Genomic DNA, 16,942 nt, shown 5'->3' on the forward strand with positions numbered 1-16,942 from the left:
TTTTATTCCTTTTCTTCTAAAACTTTTCGGGTAAAGAGGTGTTTCTGTTTGATAATTTCTGCGATACCCTCCGGTAGTTCATCTTCCCACCCTTCTTCATTGTTGATGATTTTCTTGAGTACATCACGCGAGAAGATATGGAGAACATCGGGATCGTAATCTATAATATCCATCACTTTTCCGTTATACTTGAAGAATTTGTACAACTCTTTCATCCTTGGATGAACCTTAACATTGTTGCTGGTAAGGATCTGCCCGGTATCAGGATCTTTCATAGGGTAGAGGTATACCTTCAAATCCTTGAAGAACAACTTCCCGAAGGCTTCCAAGATCCCACCGCTTAAATGGCGATAGTATTTTTCATCGAATACGTCCACCAAGTTGTTCACGCCCATGGTAAGCCCGATTTTGGCCTTGGTGTAGTTGTTGAAGTATTCCACCAATTTGTAATATTCCTGGAACTTGGAGATCAATACGGTATGGCCAAGTGAGCATAACAGTTCCGCCCGGTCCATAAAGTCCTGCTCATCAATCTCCCCAGATGCTTTAAGGTTGGACAGTGTGATTTCAAAAACCACAATGGTATTCTCAAACTCCACCGTTTGTTCCCTAATAAAAATGTCATAGGATTTTTTGAACATATCCATGTTCACCTTGGTAACAGGCCTAAAACTACCGCGTAGCGCCAAGATGCTCTTTTTGTACAACACCGCAGCAGGAAGTAGGTTGTTCCCATCAGGACCGAACATTACGGCATCAGTCATGTCGTTCTTGATCAACTGAAGGCTCATCAATCGGTTGTCCACTTCGGCAAAATTGGGTCCGGTGAAATTCACCATATCAATTTCCAAGGTGTCCTTGTCAATATGATCATATAGATATTTCAACAGTTTTTTGGGCCTATCGAATTTGAAGAAGGCACCATAGATAAGGTTTACCCCCAAAATACCCAAGGTTTCCTGTTGCAAGCGGGCCTCGTTCTGTTTAAATCGGATATGGAGCACGATTTCGTCATACTCCTTTTGGTCCGGATCCAATTGAAAACGGATTCCGACCCATCCATGTCCTTTGTAACGTTTTGAAAAGTCTATGGTAGCAACCGTGTTGGCATAGGTAAAGAACAAATAGTTCGGATTACTTTCCCTGCCGATGCGTTCTTCTACCAAACGCATTTCATGGTCCAACATTTTCTTCAATCGGGACTGGGTCACGTACCTGCCATCCTCCTCAACGCCATAAATGGCATCACTAAAGGATTTATCATAGGCACTCATGGCCTTCGCAATGGTCCCTGATGCACCACCGGCCCTAAAAAAATGCCTGGCTGTTTCCTGTCCCGCACCAATTTCGGCAAAGGTTCCATAGATATCAGGGTTCAGGTTGATTCTTAAGGTTTTTGCCTTTATGGACGGGATATTTTCAAAGGCATTTTCTTTGCTAGGTACAGAAGGCATATCCGGATTTTTATTGAAGAACAAAGTTACACTCTTCATTCAATCTATTAAATAAATAAGTTATAATTTTGGATTTAATGGATGACAGGATGACCATTACTTTTTTAGGGACGGGAACCTCGCAGGGAATACCTGTAATTGGAAGCGATCATCCGGTATGCCTCAGTAAGGACCCCAAGGATAAAAGGCTTCGGGTCTCTGTTTTGGTCTCTTGGGACGATTATAATTTTGTGGTGGACTGCGGTCCTGATTTCAGACAGCAGATGTTGTTGCATCCCATTGAAAAATTGGATGGTATCCTCTTCACCCATGAACATGCCGATCATACGGCCGGTATCGATGACATCAGACCTTTTTTCTTTCGGCAAGGCGATATTCCGATTTATGCACACCAACGGGTCATCAATTCCCTAAAAAGGCGTTTCGATTATATTTTTGCCGATGAAAATCGATATCCTGGAGCCCCGGCCGTACAGGTGTTTGAAGTGACCAAGGATAAACCGATTTCGCTGGGAGGATTGAATGTTATCCCTATTGAAGCCTATCACAACCGGTTACAGGTATTTGGATATCGCTTTGGGGAATTTGTCTACCTCACCGATATCAAAAGGGTGGAGGAAGAAGAAATCAAAAAAATAAAAGGTGCTAAGGTGTTAGTGGTGAACGCATTGCGTGAAGAACCCCATCATTCCCACTTTAATTTGGAAGAAGCACTTGAGTTTGCCGCAATAGCAGGTGCAGATAAGACCTACTTTACCCATATCAGTCATTTATTGGGATTCCATGAAGAAGTGGAAAAACGGTTGCCCTCCAATGTTCATTTAGCATACGATAACCTACAATTGAAAATTTAATTACATGAAAAGCAGAATTTTTCTATATCTATTTTTATTTACGGCCCTTTTGGTATTGTTCCAATATGTGACTGCCAGAAATATGCAAAAAGCACTCAATTCCGATGTTTCCAGATTGCAGGAACAAACGGAAAAAATGGAGGATTCCATTAAAACACTCAACCTAAAAGTGTTGGACATGCAATACTTTACATTGGAGAACAACGATGATGCCTTGGCGTACTATGACCACCTCAATTTGGAAAATCCTTCCCGCTACATTGAGGATAAATTACTGGAAACCAATGAAAGGAAAGGCGATAATCCCTTGATTCCGTATGAGGGTATGGAAAGTGATTTCAAAATCAACAAGATCAAAGTCTTAAATCATAAATGGATCTTGGCCGACTTTTCTGATGGAAAATACTGGGGTGAACTGCTCATCAAATATGAACTGAAAGATGACTTGAGCGTGGATTTCACCATGTTGGACCATCTACTTTATACTAGGAGTAACTAATCCCGTACTTGTCATTCTGAGCATGGCGAATAATCCCGAACCATACTCTTATGTCATTCTGAACAAAGTGAAGAATCTATTCAGTTTTAAGGCTAGTTGAGATTCTTCAAGGACCGTTGGCCTTTCAGAATGACAATTGGAACCAGGTTATTACAAGGATGTAAAACGGAGAATCAGAAACATCTCCGAACATCATTCTGAGTGAAACGAAGAATCTAGTCAGTGTTAAGGCTAGTTGAGATTCTTCAAGGACCTTTGGCCCTTTTCAGAATGACAGCTTGCTGTAATCAAAATCAAATGTGGTTTTCCAGCCACTTTTTGAAGGAATAAAAGTTTTGTTGGGAAACCCCATGGCCAATGGGAAACTCCTCAAAAGTGTGGTCTATTCCCAATTTCTTCAATAATTCGCGGGCCTGTTGCGCCCACTCCAAGGGTATGACCTGATCCACTTGCCCGTGCGAGGCATAGATGTGGAGGTTGCTATGGTCCTTTTCAGTATAATCAGTCGTCAAAATTCTTTCATTGATATAACCGCTCAGGGCCACCACATTTTTAATCTTTTCCGGATAGGAAAGGGCCACGGCGTAACTTAAAATGGTCCCTTGGCTAAAGCCCAAAAGCGTGATGTTCTTTTCATCAAGATTATAGGCTTTAATGGCCCCATCGATGAAAGTCACAATCTTTTCACGGGATGCTTTGGCTTGTTCGTCATCACTCCATTTTCCGTATTCCGCATCAAAATTAATGGCATACCAAGCATGGCCAAAAGGTTCTAGATTATAGGGAGCCTTTACGGACAAGACCATTAATTCACTGGGCAGCTCGGGAGCAAAAGAAAATAGGTCTTCCTCATTGCTGCCATAGCCATGGAACAGGAAAATAGCCGGTTTCTTATCTGATATTAATGATGAGGGACGCAGTAGATAGTCCAAAGATAGTGGGATGGGGGACATGCTATAATTTTAAGGAATGAAGGTAAACCATTTTTGAAAATATTCACCCAAAACTGGCAAGGGCTTCATCTGATCGTTCAGCACCTGCAAAAACCCAAAAATCCACAGTACAAAATAGAAAATATAAATGGGTATAGCCAGGTAGACCATTCCTGAATAGGTAAGCAAAATCGCCAAGGCATGAAAAAGTACGTGTATGCCAAAAGCCTGTCTGGTATGAAACCGTGCAAAGGCATTCTTGGGTTCCATATTCATGGTAATGGCTATTAAACAGCCTACAATGGTAATGTACGCCACTATGGACGTCGTCTTTCCGGGATTTGTTTTACTCATTTCAAGATGCTTTGGTTGTTGTGGATGACACCGATGGTTTTTCCCTTTAGGGAAGAACCCAAAAACATACTGTTCTTGGAGGTAGAGAGTATGTCCTCCAATCCAAAGGTATAGTCTTCATCAGGATTAAAAAGAGTAAGACAGGCTTTGGCTCCTTCTTTAAAGATCGGTTCTTCCAGTCCAAAACGGGAGCGACCTTTGGTTAACATACTTATGGTTTCGTCAAGACCGAAAATGGTATTCAGACAACCAAAGGCAGATTCCAAGCCAATGGAGCCATCCATGGCATTGTCGAACTCCACCCTTTTATGCTCAATGTCCACAGGAATATGGTCCGAAGTCACAAAATCGATGGTGCCGTCACTTACTCCTTTGATCAAGGCTTTGCAATCCGATTTTTCACGAAGGGGAGGTGACACTTTGTAGTGGGTATCAAATCCCTGAAGTGTTTCATCGGAAAGAAAAAGATTGTGAATGGCCACACTACAGCTTACATCCAACCCTTTCTTTTTGGCATTGGCAATCAGTTTTACAGACCCCGCCGTGGAAATGGTAGGGATATGCAGCTTTCCCCCAGTGTATTCCAGAACAAAAAGATCTCTGGCCACTTGCAGTTCTTCTGCCAAAGCGGGAATCCCTTTCATCCCCAGAATGGTTGAAATTTTTCCTTCGTGGGCCACTCCGGTCCCTTTAATGTTGCCATCCTGTGGGAAGGAAAAAATCAATCCTCCAAAATTTTGGGCGTACAACAGGGCTATTTTCAAAAGATTGGGATTGGCCACTTGTTTCTTAAAGTCGTAAAAAGCCACGGCTCCTGCATTTTTCATATCGAAAAGCTCTGCAAGGTCCTTCCCGTCCGAATTTTTGGTCAAAGTTCCCATGGGATGGATCACCGTTGCCTTGTTAATCCCTCTTTCCTTTAAGAATACCACATCGGAACTGGTATCAGGTACCGGATGGGTGCTGGGATACAGAAGGATATCCGTAAAACCACTTTTTCCCGCGACCATGAGACCGTTTGAAATTGTTTCCCGCTCTTCATAACCAGGCTCCCCAAAACTCACTCCGGAATCGAACCAACCCAAGGAAACATGGAGGTTTTTATGGCCCACAACCTTGGCATTGACAGGGCCTTCCACAGAGGTTCCAATCTTTTCAATGATTCCATTTTTAATCAGGATGTCCCTTTTTTTTAGGTGAAGTTCCTTGTTATCTGGGCATACAATTTTTGCAGACTTCAGCAGAATGTTCATGTAACGAATTTTTGAATGATAACCTCAATGAGCGCCAGAAGCAACGCTAAAATAACAAACCATTTCCAATATGCCGTAATGTTATTGTCCTGTTCAAATTGCTCAAACACTGATGTTACGGAGTCTTGCATATTGGCTTGGGAAAAATTTTCCAAATCAAGATAATTGAGTCGGCTCTCAGATCTAGGGTAATTAAAACTAATATTTTGCAAGGCATTCCCATTTTGAGAAATGGTATAAATGCCGTCCTCTGTCGGGTTTTGGTCAAAAGAAAGCCTTACCCGGTTGGGAAACGTTTGCTGAAGCGGAATAAATTCATACCCTTCCTTAGCAACAGATAAAATATCATCACTTCCCAAACGGGTCGCCACATCTATGGCACTCGGAACTCCTAAGGTGTGATAGAGTTCAGGGGCCTTCAAGCTCGAAATTGCCATATTGTAAAAGGTGGGCACGATCAATGGGGAATTCTTAAAATTGGAATTTTCCAGTTCCAAGGGCGTCGAAAAAATGTAAAGTCCATCCGTCCCCGATAAAAATGCATCACCACCTTCCAAAGCTAGTATGTTGGGCAAAGTGCTCTGAACTTTAAAATATTCCTTTACCGAAGGATATTGAAAATTAGTTACTTGCTTTTCGAAAACATTCCTGTAAAGCGGATGATCAAAAGCAATGGTAGTCAGTTTGGTATTTAATGATACTTTTTCAGTAAAACGAATGTTGGAAAGGCTGGATAGAAAAGAATTATAGGAAGCCAAATCACTACTGATGGAAGGAATTACGATTAAAGTACCGCCATTATTTTTAAAGGTGCGCAAAACATTTTGAAGACTATTGGGGATGGCCTTTAAATTATCCAGTATTACGACATTTTGATCATCAAATTTACTGTAATCCAATTGATTAAGCTTGAAACTTTGAAGGTGAAATTCGTCCTCCGTGAAAAGTCGACCCAAATAATCGTTGTCCGATTCACTGATGGCCAACACCTTGATTTTTTCTGTTTGGTTGATGTTGAAATAAAAGGTATTGTCATAGGCCAAACCGTTGTCGACAAGTGTTAAACGACCATTGATTTTTTCATTTCCCGGTATGGAAAATTCTACTCTGGCCTTGGCATTTTCACCAAATTTAGCAGCGGTTTTGGCAATCAGATTTTCATCATTGTACAACGATAGCGGCAAGGCTTCCTCTGGGTTACCTCCCGACAAAAGCACCGTAAGCTTGGCTTGGTCCGCAAATCGGTCACTGAGTAAAACGGAATCCATAGCAACATTGCGCACTTCCCTAGGTCTTAAGGAAACAAAATAGGGGCGCAGTGCACTATCCAATGGTTGGGTCCTAGTAACCATTCTATCCTGAAAATCGGAAATGACCATCAAGTTTTTAACGGAATTGTCTGATTTGGAAAATAAACTATTTGCCTTGAGTGTTATTTCCTCAAGGTTCAACTGCTTGTAAGTATAGGGTAATGACAGTAGGTTGTTTTGGATATCCTTTATTTGAATATCTGTAAACGTTTGTGTATTGGTAAAAAGACTGAAAACCGATTCAGGGTCAATATTCTTAATAAGATCCTGAATGGCTTTTTCAAATAGCGCCAGTCCATTGTCCTTGGCCTGCATGCTGAAGGAATCATCCAAATAGATTACGGTTTCTTTTTGTTGCAAGGCCGTTCCCGAGGAAGCAAACGGTTGGGCAAAGGCCACGATCAGAGCAACCAGCAGCAACAATCTTGTAAAAAGCAACAACCATTTCTTAAAAGAATTGCTTTTGCGAGACTCCGAAACTACTTTTTGTAGCATGGCCACATTGGTAAAAGGAGTGTTTTGGAATCTTCGTAACTGAAAAAGATGGATGAATAGCGGAATGATCAGAAGAAAAAGGGCCCAAAGAATTTCTGGATGTTTAAACTGCATTCCCGACTTAGATTGAACAAATATAGGCATTAAAGTATTTGATCATTTCAAATAATGCTGTTAAGGGGGTTATAAATTAAAATGGGTGAAGGATTAATGGGTAAGGTAAAGGTTGTAAGGTTTGTCAACAAAAGAAAAAATAATCCTCCATCGGTTTTTGACCGAGACCCTTCAAGTACTTCTTTATTTCTGTTTGCTCTTTGCCATTTGCAACAGTGATGATGCTTTGCGGGTTTTCCAATGTTTTTAAATCATCAAAATGCATCAGTTCTTTATTGTAGATCTTTTTACCAATTTTATTGGGATTATCACAAAGCCAAGTAAAATCGATACCATGATGTTGTAGTCCCTTGGCAATGGCTTTTCCTTTGAATCCAGCTCCCCAAACCACCAGGGGGCGGTTTATGTCATGATTCAATTGCAAAAAGTAATGGAGTTTGATATCCAAAAAATAGTTTTGGGCATAATGCTCATGGGTTCGTGAAGTCCGAGTATCGTAATCCCGCCAAAGATGCAGTATTTCATCACATGGAATGATTTTTAATACTCCCTCATAAAAACGAAAGGTGAGATCGTAATCTTCGGGATAGCGCAAGGGTTCAAATCCACCACAACGATCAAAATCCTCCCTATATACCATCCAACAAGGTGATGGAATTACGCACTCTTTGTAGATTTCATCAAAATTGGTTCCCTTGGATGTCAACCCGTTCAACCATTTTTCATAGCGTGAATAACCATTGCTGATGCCCCGGTCAGAAAAGTATTTAACCTGTCCTACGGCAATGTGTCCTTGGCCGGTTATTATCAAGTTATGGACCATTCGTTCCAATCTCTGCGGTTTCATTATGTCATCAGAATCCATCCGGGTGATAAAGGCTCCGCTACTTTTGACATATGCTGTCCGCAAGGCAGGAATGATTCCTTCCCCTTCATTTATAAAGACTTTTATGCGAGGGTCTTTGTTAGCATATTGACTCAAGACCTCAAAACTCTGGTCGTTGGAATGATCATCTACGGCCAAAACCTCCCAATTGGAATAGGTTTGGCCTAGAATAGAATCCAAACATTCCAGTAAATAATGAGCGGTATTCTTAAATGGGATGACGATGCTTACTTTGCCCTGTTGCATATTGCAAAGTAACTAATTCTTCAATCAAAGGGTATGAGGTCCGGGGCCACATATTCTGATTTGGCTTTGACACTTTTTAGCAAGTCAAACGCATAATGCTGGTCCAACAATTGTTTAAAGGATGTTTTGAGTCTTGGGAACTCCACAATAAAATCATCAAAAGTGCCAGATTTTGATTTTCTCATAAAGTGTTGGACTGCTTTAACCGAGGCCACGGTCAAGGTTTTATGGAACTTTGTGCCATCCCCATGCAATCGGTCAAACCTCTGGATACCATTACAACATTTCTCTATGGCCAATTCTTCTCTAAAATTCTTCAAATAGATATAGGCTAAACGTAAATGGGCTTCGTGGCTGAACAGGGAAGGGGACAGGCTTCCCGTTTCAAAGGCTGTAATGAAACGGGAATCGTCCAAATCCCAATGGTGTTTAGGTGGGTTCATGCCCATGTTAGGTCTTGTGCAGGACATGGCTTATTCTTTATTGATATCCCTAAACCGTAACATATCCCAAACCCTATTGGATGCCCCAAGATAAAAACCGGCTTCATGTTCATACCCTTTGGGGTTATTGAAGGTGCCAAACAGGATATCAAACAAGGATATATCGGAATAATTATAGGCATGAATGCCTTTGGCATGATGTACGGTATGGGCCTCCGGTCTTTGGATGAAATACCCCACCCAAACCGGAGTTTTGATATTGGCATGTTGAAATATGCTTAAAAACGTAGTAATCAGAATGAACACGGTCGCTGCCTGAGCGGTAAACCCGGCAATGACCACCAAACATAGACTTCCCAACAAGGTGAAGCCGATCATGTCCATTGGGCTAAAGTAAAAGGCCCCATAACTGTCCATACGTTCGGCACTATGGTGCATTTGATGGAATATTTTCCATAGGGTATCATTCTTGTGCATGGCATAATGCCAAATGTAAAGGGCAAATTCATAGATCATGACCGCGATGAAGGCACCCCATCCCGTCCCAAGTGCAGTCAAGTCAAAGATTTGATAATCCACCAGATAATTGTCCCATATCAAGGGGAAGTAAGTGGATAGGTAAAAAAACACGGCAAAAGAGGTAAGCCCCTTGAGTTTCCAATTCTTGATCTTGGGAAGTTCCCTGGCAGGAAAAAGTCCTTCCCAGATCATCAATACGCCATACATGCCCAATAAAATTAGGGAGACTGGGTCTATCAACACTTCCCAAGGATTGGGTAAACTTTTTAAAATCTCTAACATACTTTACGATTTTTTAGGTTGTTTACCCCATAGGCATAAGTTTTGACCTTACAATGTAAGGCAGCAGGTAAGTTTTGTTAAAATGTCCATTCGTGGGGTATTTCCGGCTTATAGCTACAACAGGTTCCTGTTTTGATGGAGTTTGCGAGATGCTTGGCCAACAAAGGATGGACTTGTTCTATTTTAGTAATGGAATTCCTGATGCGCCAGGTAACTGCCGCTCGAGCTTTTTCCAAAGAGGAGCCCGTTCTGCGCACTTTGTTGGACAACCCCATCACCTTACCGATATACCCCATCAATTGCTCATATTCCTCTTCCAGTCTTTCTGCTTTTTCAATAAGCCCCATCTCTTCTGCATCGCTGATTTGCATTTTTAAGGATTTTATTTTGGACTTATAATCCTTCAATGCTTTTTCATCAATAAGTGCTGTACCTTCTTGTTTCACAGAACTTCCCATTAGTTGTAGGCAATGAAATTCCTCTTCGGGATGTTCCAATAATTGAGTGATATCACGTAGTCCTTTGGAATCTCTGATGTTTATTGACAAACCTCCATAGCTGAGCTCCCACAGTTCGCCATGATGGACAAAACTTCCTTTTATAACTTTACTTGTTTCGGCAGGAATGATGGGAGCATTTGGTTTTGAATCTTTCCCAATCATAAATTCCCAAAATGGCTCTAGATTGCTTTTATCTTTGTAGGGGTTGACTTCCTTTTGCCATGCAATTGCTTCTTGGTTTGTGGCATCTTTATTCTGCTTGATGTTTCTTCTAAATATCTTTAGATATTGTTCCCAATAACTCTTCATTTGGTCGTGACGGGAAATATGATAATATGCAGCAGATAAAAAAGCTGTGAAATCAGTCCAAATAGAAAGATTGGAAACCTTTTCACCAACCTCGATGGCTTTTTCAAACTCACCTTTTTCAAAATAAACCAACATGCCTGTCGGTAGATAGGCTTCGGGATTCAACGGGTTTAGGTTCCTAGCTTTATCATACAATTGTTCAGCTTCTTGTATATAACCAAGCCAAACCATACAATTGGATATCAATACAAGGTTATCGGCATCGTTCGGATTCATCTTAAGAGATTTCCGTAACAAATGCTCCGATTTATCATAATCTCCTAAATAAAGAAAAGTACGGCCCAGTACCGCCAATGAAACATAATCGTTTTCATCCAATTCTATCGCTTTGAGTGCATAATCATGGGCTCCTTTTTGGCTCACATCCCAACGATCCCACAATTGGCAGCTCCATTCATTGAAATACGACAAGGAGAGCCCTGTATAAGCACGGGCAAACATTGGGTCGATATTTAAAGCGGCTTTAAAATGTTCTCTTGCTTTAAGGTCACTTTCCAATGTTCCTTTCTTGACCTCGTTCATCCCTAAAAGCCAATTTTCGTAAGCGGCAAGATCCACTAATTCCTTTTTATAAGAGTAGGAGAGTAGGTCATGATCTATTTGTTGTTGCAGTACATTCACTATTTGTTGCGTAATGGTGTCCTGCATTTTCAATACGCTTTCCAGGGTTTCATCGTGGTTGCCTGCAAATACGATCTTATGGTCCCTGGTCCTGATGAGCTGCACCCCAATCCGGAAACCTTGATTAGTGGGGCGAAAGCTTCCTGTAATTATATAGTCTGCACCCAATCGCCCTATGGATTCAGCATCGGAACTGTTCGTAATATGCTGTGTGGAGTATTGGGAAATGACGGATAGCCCTACGTACTTGGAAAAATTGACGATAAGATCCTCGGTAAACCCCTTGATGATCGGAGAGATGGACTCAGAATCCCCAATAATCTGAAAAGGTAATACCGCAATGGTAGTTTCCTTATTGCCAATTAGTTCCACAACGAGATTGATTGATATCGCTAAGATACAAAAGTTAGCTTCGGATGACCATTAATCACCTGGTCTCTCTCTAAATTTATGGACTTCAAATAATTAAGGGCATAAAATTATTTATGTTGTAACCCGCTGCAGATAAGACATCTCTTATTTTAGCACTTCATCAATCGCTTTCAGTACCAATTTTTCCATTACGGAATAACCGGCCTTGGTCAGGTGTACTTCATCTGTAGTCAAAGCTTTGGGCAGACCGTTTCTTTTATCGGCCATGGCAGCAAAATAATCCAGATACATGACCCCTTGCTCCTTTGCCATGGTCTTCAACATACCATTCAACTTTGGAATCTTGATATTGGGCTGTAATCCGGGTCTCCAAGGATAATCATAGGCTGGCAATACGGAACAGACGATAGGATGGATGCCATTAGCTTTGGCCAGTTCTACCATTCCCAAGATATTATCCCTAATTTCTTCAAGCGTCATGGGTCCAGTATTCCCTGCAATATCATTGGTTCCGGCTAAAATCACCACCACTTTTGGTTTTAGATTGATGACGTCCTGTCTGAAACGCAGCAACATTTGAGGTGTGGTCTGTCCCCCGATACCACGATCAATAAAAGGATGGTCCTTAAAAAATTCAGGATGCGCACCGATCCATCCTTCGGTAATGGAGTTGCCCATAAAAACCACTCGGTTCTCATCTGCGGCTGGAGCAGGCAATTCGGTATTGGCTTTCTTATACTTTTCAAGGTTGGGCCAATCTTGTGCGGTACTTTTGAACGGGTTCAACAATCCTAAGAATAATGCCATGGTCCAAATGGTGGTTTGTGTTTTCACAACGTTTGTTTTAGTTACTGTACGAAGTTCTAATTTACGTAAAAAGTTTTCAGTTACTAGGCAGAATCAAGTTCAAAAACAATTTCAAAAAAAAAGCAGGCCAAATTAGGCCTGCCCTTTTCTATAGTTTCAACTGCTCCTAATATTTAGCACTCTTACCGTTAGCTTGAGTCTTTAGAATGAAATTGCGGATGTCTTCATTCGCCGTTTTCAAATCTTCATGACGTAAATACATCATGTGCCCAGAACGGTATCCCTTAAACTCGAAGCGATCTTTCATGCGTCCACTTGGATCCACTTGGGACATGGTATATTTGGCAGCAAAATAAGTACAGGCACCATCATAATAACCAGATTGCACCAAAACGTTCAAATAAGGATTCTGCGCCATGGCTTGACGAAGGTCATCACGTACATTATCGTTGCTATCATCCCATGGATGTACCGGGCCGAACATGTTGTATTTAATGTCGGTCTTAAAATTCAATTCTTCCTGCAAATAATAGTTAATGGCAGGGGTAAAGCTGTGCAACCAAGAAGTCAACTCGGCTGAATAGTCGGGTCTGGTACCGGTTAATGTTTTGTCAATCCCCAAATAACGGCTATCCAAACGTCCTATGGTATAACCACCTTTTTCCCTCATCAACGCTTTCCAGAAGAACTGCGTAGGCACTACCAAATTTTGGTCTATGATGTCCTGCGCATCCAACCCTGAATAATAGGCCATTTTATCAGCTATGGCCTTACGTTCTGAATCTTGGATGAATCCACCTTTGGCAATGGCGGGCAATAACTTATTGATGGTAAAATCCTCCACTTCTGGCAAAACTTCCAAAAGATCTTGGCTTTGTAAAGCAGCAGGCAGCGCTTTATGGTGCCAAGCAGCAGCGGCAAAATAGGGGAGGTTCAAAGCACTGGAAACAGGGTCATTGTCACGGAACACCTTGTAATCGGCAGGCGATACCATAATCACACCGTTCAAGTACATCCACTGTTGGTTCTGCAACGCCAAGGAAAGTCCCATCACACGGGTACCGCCATAGCTTTCCCCAACAATGTATTTTGGAGATCTCCAACGGTTGTTCCGTGTCACAAAAGTGTTCAGCCATTCGGCCAAATATTTGGTATCCGCATTAATCCCGAAGAATTTTTTATGATCCACTTCCTTTCCAGATTCAGGAATGGTGCGGGAGTAACCTGTATTTGCGGGGTTTACATATACAATATCGGTCACATCCAAAACCGAATAGGGGTTTTCTTTTACTCCATACGGCTGAACGGGATAGCCTTCATCATCAATTTTAAGCACACGAGGACCAGTATAGGCCAAGTGCATCCAAACGGAACCGGAACCGGGTCCACCATTAAAAGAAATTAATAAAGGACGGGATGCCCGGTCCTTTACATCATTTCTAGTGTAGTACGTGTAATGAAGGGAAGCAATGGGTTTTCCAAGTTCGTCCCAAACAGGCTGGGTACCGGTTACGGCAGTGTAATCCATACGAGTGCCATTGATGGTCACAGAATGTTGGGTAGTTACCGTCGTATCAATCGGCAATTTTCTTTCTTGGGCAAATGTCAAGGTAATGGCAGAGCATAACGCTATGCTAAAAAGGTAAAGAGATTTCATATTATTTGGTTGAATTAGTCTAGTGACTAAATGTAAGGATTTTACAACTTTTGAATCTGTTAAAGTAATTGTAAAAACATAAAGTTATAAAGGTTCAAGCATTATGCGTATTTTTAGTACAGCACACTAAACATGACATCGATGAAAAGTTTGACCCGACGGGATTTCAATGGCTTAATGATCAAGGGAGCTGGAAGCGCTGCCCTAATGTCCGTAACCTCTATAGCCTGTGCCATGGGGGCCGATCAGGATAAAAAGAAGTTGGGCGTTGCCTTGGTCGGTTTGGGGAGTTACAGTACCTACCAACTTGCTCCTGCCCTTCAGGATACTCAATATTGTTATTTGGCTGGGATTGTAACAGGTACCCCTGACAAAGAAAGAATCTGGGCCGACAAATATGGGATTCCTAAAGCGAATATCTACAACTATCAGAATTTTGATGATATCGCCAAGAACGACGCCATCGATGTGGTATATGTGGTACTGCCCAATAGTATGCATGCCGAATTTTGTATCCGAGCTGCCAAAGCAGGCAAACATGTGATTTGTGAAAAACCCATGGCCGTTAGTGTGGAAGAGTGTGATGCCATCATCAATGCCTGTAAAGCTGCTGGGGTAAAATTGGGAATGGGGTATCGACTACATTCTGAACCCTACACCCAACAAGTAAAACGATTTGTAAAGGAGAAAACCTTTGGCGACATCAAATTTGTGTCGGCCGAAGCTGCTTATAGGTCCACAGGGAATCCCGATCAATGGCGATTGAACCGGAAGCTTTCAGGCGGCGGAGCTCTTATGAATATGGGCGTTTATGCCGTGCAGAGTACTATTTATGGAACAGGGGAGAACCCCATTTCGGTTTCTGCACAAGAATTCAGCACCCGACCAGAATATTTTAAGGATACGGACGAGACCGTCTTAGCCCAATTCGAATTTCCAAGTGGGGCAGTGGCCAATATCTCCACTTCGCACAATTTCAACGCAAACAGTATGTATGTTTCAGGCACCAATGGGTGGTTCCAGTTGCAACCGGCCAACAATTATGGCCCGTTGAGTGGAAAAACATCCAATGGGGATATTCTTGAATTTCCGCACGAAAGTCAACAAAAATTACAAATGGACGATTTTGCCAAGCACGTACTCTTAGGGGAACCAAACAAGGCTCCGGGAGAAATGGGCAAGCGCGATATGATGATTGTAGAGGCCATTTATGAATCCATCGCCAAAGGAGGGCAAAAAATCAGTTTGAATTTTGCCCCCGGATTTGGTTTTGGTGGTGATTGAAACTCTGATTAAGAGAACGATTTCAACATATTTGCCAAATAAGTCAATGTTGCGGTGAATCCTTCCTTGAAGCCCATTTCAATCATCTGTTCCATTCGGGTGAGGGATTCATTGTGAATGGAAATACTGACTTTGGTGACCCCGTTTTCTTCACTGAAACTCAAATCCCAGTTGGAACCTGGTAATTGAGGGTTTTCATCCGCATCAGCAAACGCATTGAACATTTTAAAATTGGTTTTCGGGCTGATGGAAGTGTATTTTTGTAGCGACCAATGTTCTTGGCCCTCCGGGCTTACCATAGCATAGAATCGCCTTCCGCCCACCTTGAAATCCATATGTTTGGTTACCGACTTCCATGGTTGGGGTGCCCACCATTGATCCAGAATTTCTGGCTTGGTAAAGGCATCCCAAACCAAGGGGAGTTCCGCTTCAAATTCCTTGTCAATAAATACCGTTTGAATTGATTTGTCTACAGTAAAGTTGAATAACAGGTGGTCTTTCATTTTGTTTGTTTTTTAATGGTGGATAATACGTTTTCGAGTTGGTCAAATCGTGTCTCCCAAATTTTCCGGTATTGCTCAAGCCACGCATCAATCTCTTTCATCTTTTCGATCTTAAGGGAATAGAAAATTTCACGGCCTTGTTGTTCTTGGCCTACCAATTCACATTCGGTGAGAATGCGCAGGTGTTTTGAAATGGATTGACGGGAAGCATCGAAGTTTTCCGCAATGGCATTGGGCGTCATGGATTGCAAGGCAATTAGCGCAATGATGGCCCTTCTTGTGGGATCGGCAATGGCTTGAAAAACATCTCTTCTCATCTTTTCAATATGATTTATGAAACTGTTTGGTTGCAAATATATATGCAACTTTTTGGTTGCGCAAAAAACATCAATAATATTTACTTGAAGAACTTTAAGAAATTGATTAGAATTTTTCAAACACGCCCAATCCAAAAAGGGCAAAGTCGTATTTTACCGGGTCAGAGGGGGCCAGTTTTCGTAGATTTATATCTAACTCGGCCAAGGCCTTGGCATCGTTTTGTTTTCGTTTCAACAGTTTCAATTTCCGTCCTACATTGCCCGTGTGCACATCCAAGGGGCAAGAAAGTTTACTGGGAGAAATGTCTTTCCAAAGACCAAAATCCACTCCAGTGGAATTGTCACGTACCATCCACCGCAAAAACATATTGATGCGCTTGGCCGCTGAACCTTTTAACGGATCGGAGACATGCTTGGTAGTACGGGTCTCATGGGGCAGTTCAAAGAAAACTTCCTTGAATCGGGAAATGGCAGGTTGCATGGAATCTCGGGTCTGATAAGTAGTAAAAATGCCTTCCAGACCACCATGATTGGTATACACATTTTTCAGGCTGGTTACAAAGTAACCCAAGTCGATACCATTGAAAGTACGGTGTACAAAGAGTGACAATTTTTCAAGATCTTCAGTTTGGTGGCCGATGACAAAATCATGGGGAGCATGGTCCATGAGGTCCATCAATTTAGAGGCGTTGTTGATGATGCTTTTTCGGTTGCCCCATGCAATGGTAGAAGCCAAAAAGGCACTTATTTCGATATCCTCTTTTTTGGTAAAGCGATGGGGAATCTGCAAGGGGTCATCCTCTAAAAAACGGGGGTGGTTGTATTCCTCCACCTTGGCATCCAAAAAATCCTTTAACTCCGCTTTGGTCAT

17 protein-coding genes are annotated in these 16,942 nt (G+C 41.9%); 3 read left to right on the plus strand and 14 right to left on the minus strand.

What is annotated here, in order from left to right:
• Positions 1 to 2: 2 nt before the first annotated feature.
• Entirely contained in the window at positions 3 to 1,454 is a 1,452-nt protein-coding gene (locus GTK07_RS05620; protein WP_163634405.1) for a TonB-dependent receptor, read from the minus strand.
• Between the two features lie 77 nt (positions 1,455 to 1,531).
• On the opposite strand from GTK07_RS05620, the gene GTK07_RS05625 reads away from it, so the two are divergent.
• Complete coding sequence (locus GTK07_RS05625; protein ID WP_417938942.1) at positions 1,532 to 2,308, plus strand: MBL fold metallo-hydrolase; 777 nt, start codon at positions 1,532 to 1,534, stop codon at positions 2,306 to 2,308.
• A gap of 4 nt (positions 2,309 to 2,312) precedes the next feature.
• Positions 2,313 to 2,807: a hydrolase gene (locus GTK07_RS05630; RefSeq protein ID WP_163633908.1), complete on the plus strand. Its 495-nt coding sequence runs from the start codon at positions 2,313 to 2,315 to the stop codon at positions 2,805 to 2,807.
• A gap of 293 nt (positions 2,808 to 3,100) precedes the next feature.
• Here GTK07_RS05630 and GTK07_RS05635 read toward each other — a convergent pair whose 3' ends face one another.
• The 10 genes from GTK07_RS05635 to GTK07_RS05680 form a co-directional block, all read right to left on the minus strand.
• Positions 3,101 to 3,760 (minus strand): alpha/beta hydrolase, encoded by a 660-nt coding sequence (locus GTK07_RS05635; RefSeq protein ID WP_163633910.1) that lies wholly within the window; start codon positions 3,758 to 3,760, stop codon positions 3,101 to 3,103.
• A 9-nt stretch (positions 3,761 to 3,769) separates the two neighbouring features.
• Positions 3,770 to 4,093: a hypothetical protein gene (locus GTK07_RS05640; protein ID WP_163633912.1), complete on the minus strand. Its 324-nt coding sequence runs from the start codon at positions 4,091 to 4,093 to the stop codon at positions 3,770 to 3,772.
• Entirely contained in the window at positions 4,090 to 5,346 is a 1,257-nt protein-coding gene (locus tag GTK07_RS05645) for a dihydroorotase (RefSeq protein WP_163633914.1), read from the minus strand. Before GTK07_RS05645 ends, GTK07_RS05640 begins: the two co-directional genes overlap by 4 nt.
• Positions 5,343 to 7,265, minus strand: a complete 1,923-nt coding sequence (locus GTK07_RS05650) for a BatA domain-containing protein (protein ID WP_235932445.1) — start codon at positions 7,263 to 7,265, stop codon at positions 5,343 to 5,345. Before GTK07_RS05650 ends, GTK07_RS05645 begins: the two co-directional genes overlap by 4 nt.
• Before the next feature lie 124 nt (positions 7,266 to 7,389).
• Complete coding sequence (locus tag GTK07_RS05655) at positions 7,390 to 8,397, minus strand: glycosyltransferase (RefSeq protein ID WP_163633918.1); 1,008 nt, start codon at positions 8,395 to 8,397, stop codon at positions 7,390 to 7,392.
• Between the two features lie 20 nt (positions 8,398 to 8,417).
• On the minus strand, positions 8,418 to 8,840 hold the full coding sequence (locus GTK07_RS05660) for a hypothetical protein (RefSeq protein ID WP_163633920.1): 423 nt from the start codon (positions 8,838 to 8,840) through the stop codon (positions 8,418 to 8,420).
• Positions 8,841 to 8,870: 30 nt separating this feature from the next.
• Entirely contained in the window at positions 8,871 to 9,641 is a 771-nt protein-coding gene (locus GTK07_RS05665) for a sterol desaturase family protein (protein WP_203583738.1), read from the minus strand.
• Between the two features lie 77 nt (positions 9,642 to 9,718).
• Positions 9,719 to 11,503: a tetratricopeptide repeat protein gene (locus GTK07_RS19240; protein WP_163633922.1), complete on the minus strand. Its 1,785-nt coding sequence runs from the start codon at positions 11,501 to 11,503 to the stop codon at positions 9,719 to 9,721.
• 144 nt (positions 11,504 to 11,647) lie between these two features.
• Complete coding sequence (locus GTK07_RS05675; protein WP_313790723.1) at positions 11,648 to 12,337, minus strand: SGNH/GDSL hydrolase family protein; 690 nt, start codon at positions 12,335 to 12,337, stop codon at positions 11,648 to 11,650.
• 139 nt (positions 12,338 to 12,476) lie between these two features.
• Entirely contained in the window at positions 12,477 to 13,967 is a 1,491-nt protein-coding gene (locus GTK07_RS05680; protein ID WP_163633924.1) for a S10 family peptidase, read from the minus strand.
• 141 nt (positions 13,968 to 14,108) lie between these two features.
• Here GTK07_RS05680 and GTK07_RS05685 point away from each other — a divergent pair, with 141 nt between their 5' ends.
• Positions 14,109 to 15,251, plus strand: coding sequence for a Gfo/Idh/MocA family protein (locus tag GTK07_RS05685; protein WP_163633926.1), 1,143 nt, complete (start codon positions 14,109 to 14,111; stop codon positions 15,249 to 15,251).
• Between the two features lie 8 nt (positions 15,252 to 15,259).
• Here the strand turns inward: GTK07_RS05685 and GTK07_RS05690 are convergent, their stop codons facing one another.
• The 3 genes from GTK07_RS05690 to GTK07_RS05700 form a co-directional block, all read right to left on the minus strand.
• The gene (locus GTK07_RS05690; protein ID WP_163633928.1) at positions 15,260 to 15,754 is read right to left on the minus strand and encodes an SRPBCC family protein; all 495 of its coding nucleotides are present in this window, start codon (positions 15,752 to 15,754) and stop codon (positions 15,260 to 15,262) included.
• Complete coding sequence (locus GTK07_RS05695; protein WP_163633930.1) at positions 15,751 to 16,071, minus strand: ArsR/SmtB family transcription factor; 321 nt, start codon at positions 16,069 to 16,071, stop codon at positions 15,751 to 15,753. Before GTK07_RS05695 ends, GTK07_RS05690 begins: the two co-directional genes overlap by 4 nt.
• Before the next feature lie 106 nt (positions 16,072 to 16,177).
• A complete protein-coding gene (locus GTK07_RS05700) occupies positions 16,178 to 16,942 on the minus strand; it encodes a TIGR02757 family protein (protein WP_163633932.1) in 765 nt (254 codons plus the stop codon).

The organism is Flagellimonas sediminis (assembly GCF_010500845.1).
GTDB classification, from domain to species: Bacteria; Bacteroidota; Bacteroidia; order Flavobacteriales; family Flavobacteriaceae; genus Flagellimonas; species Flagellimonas sediminis.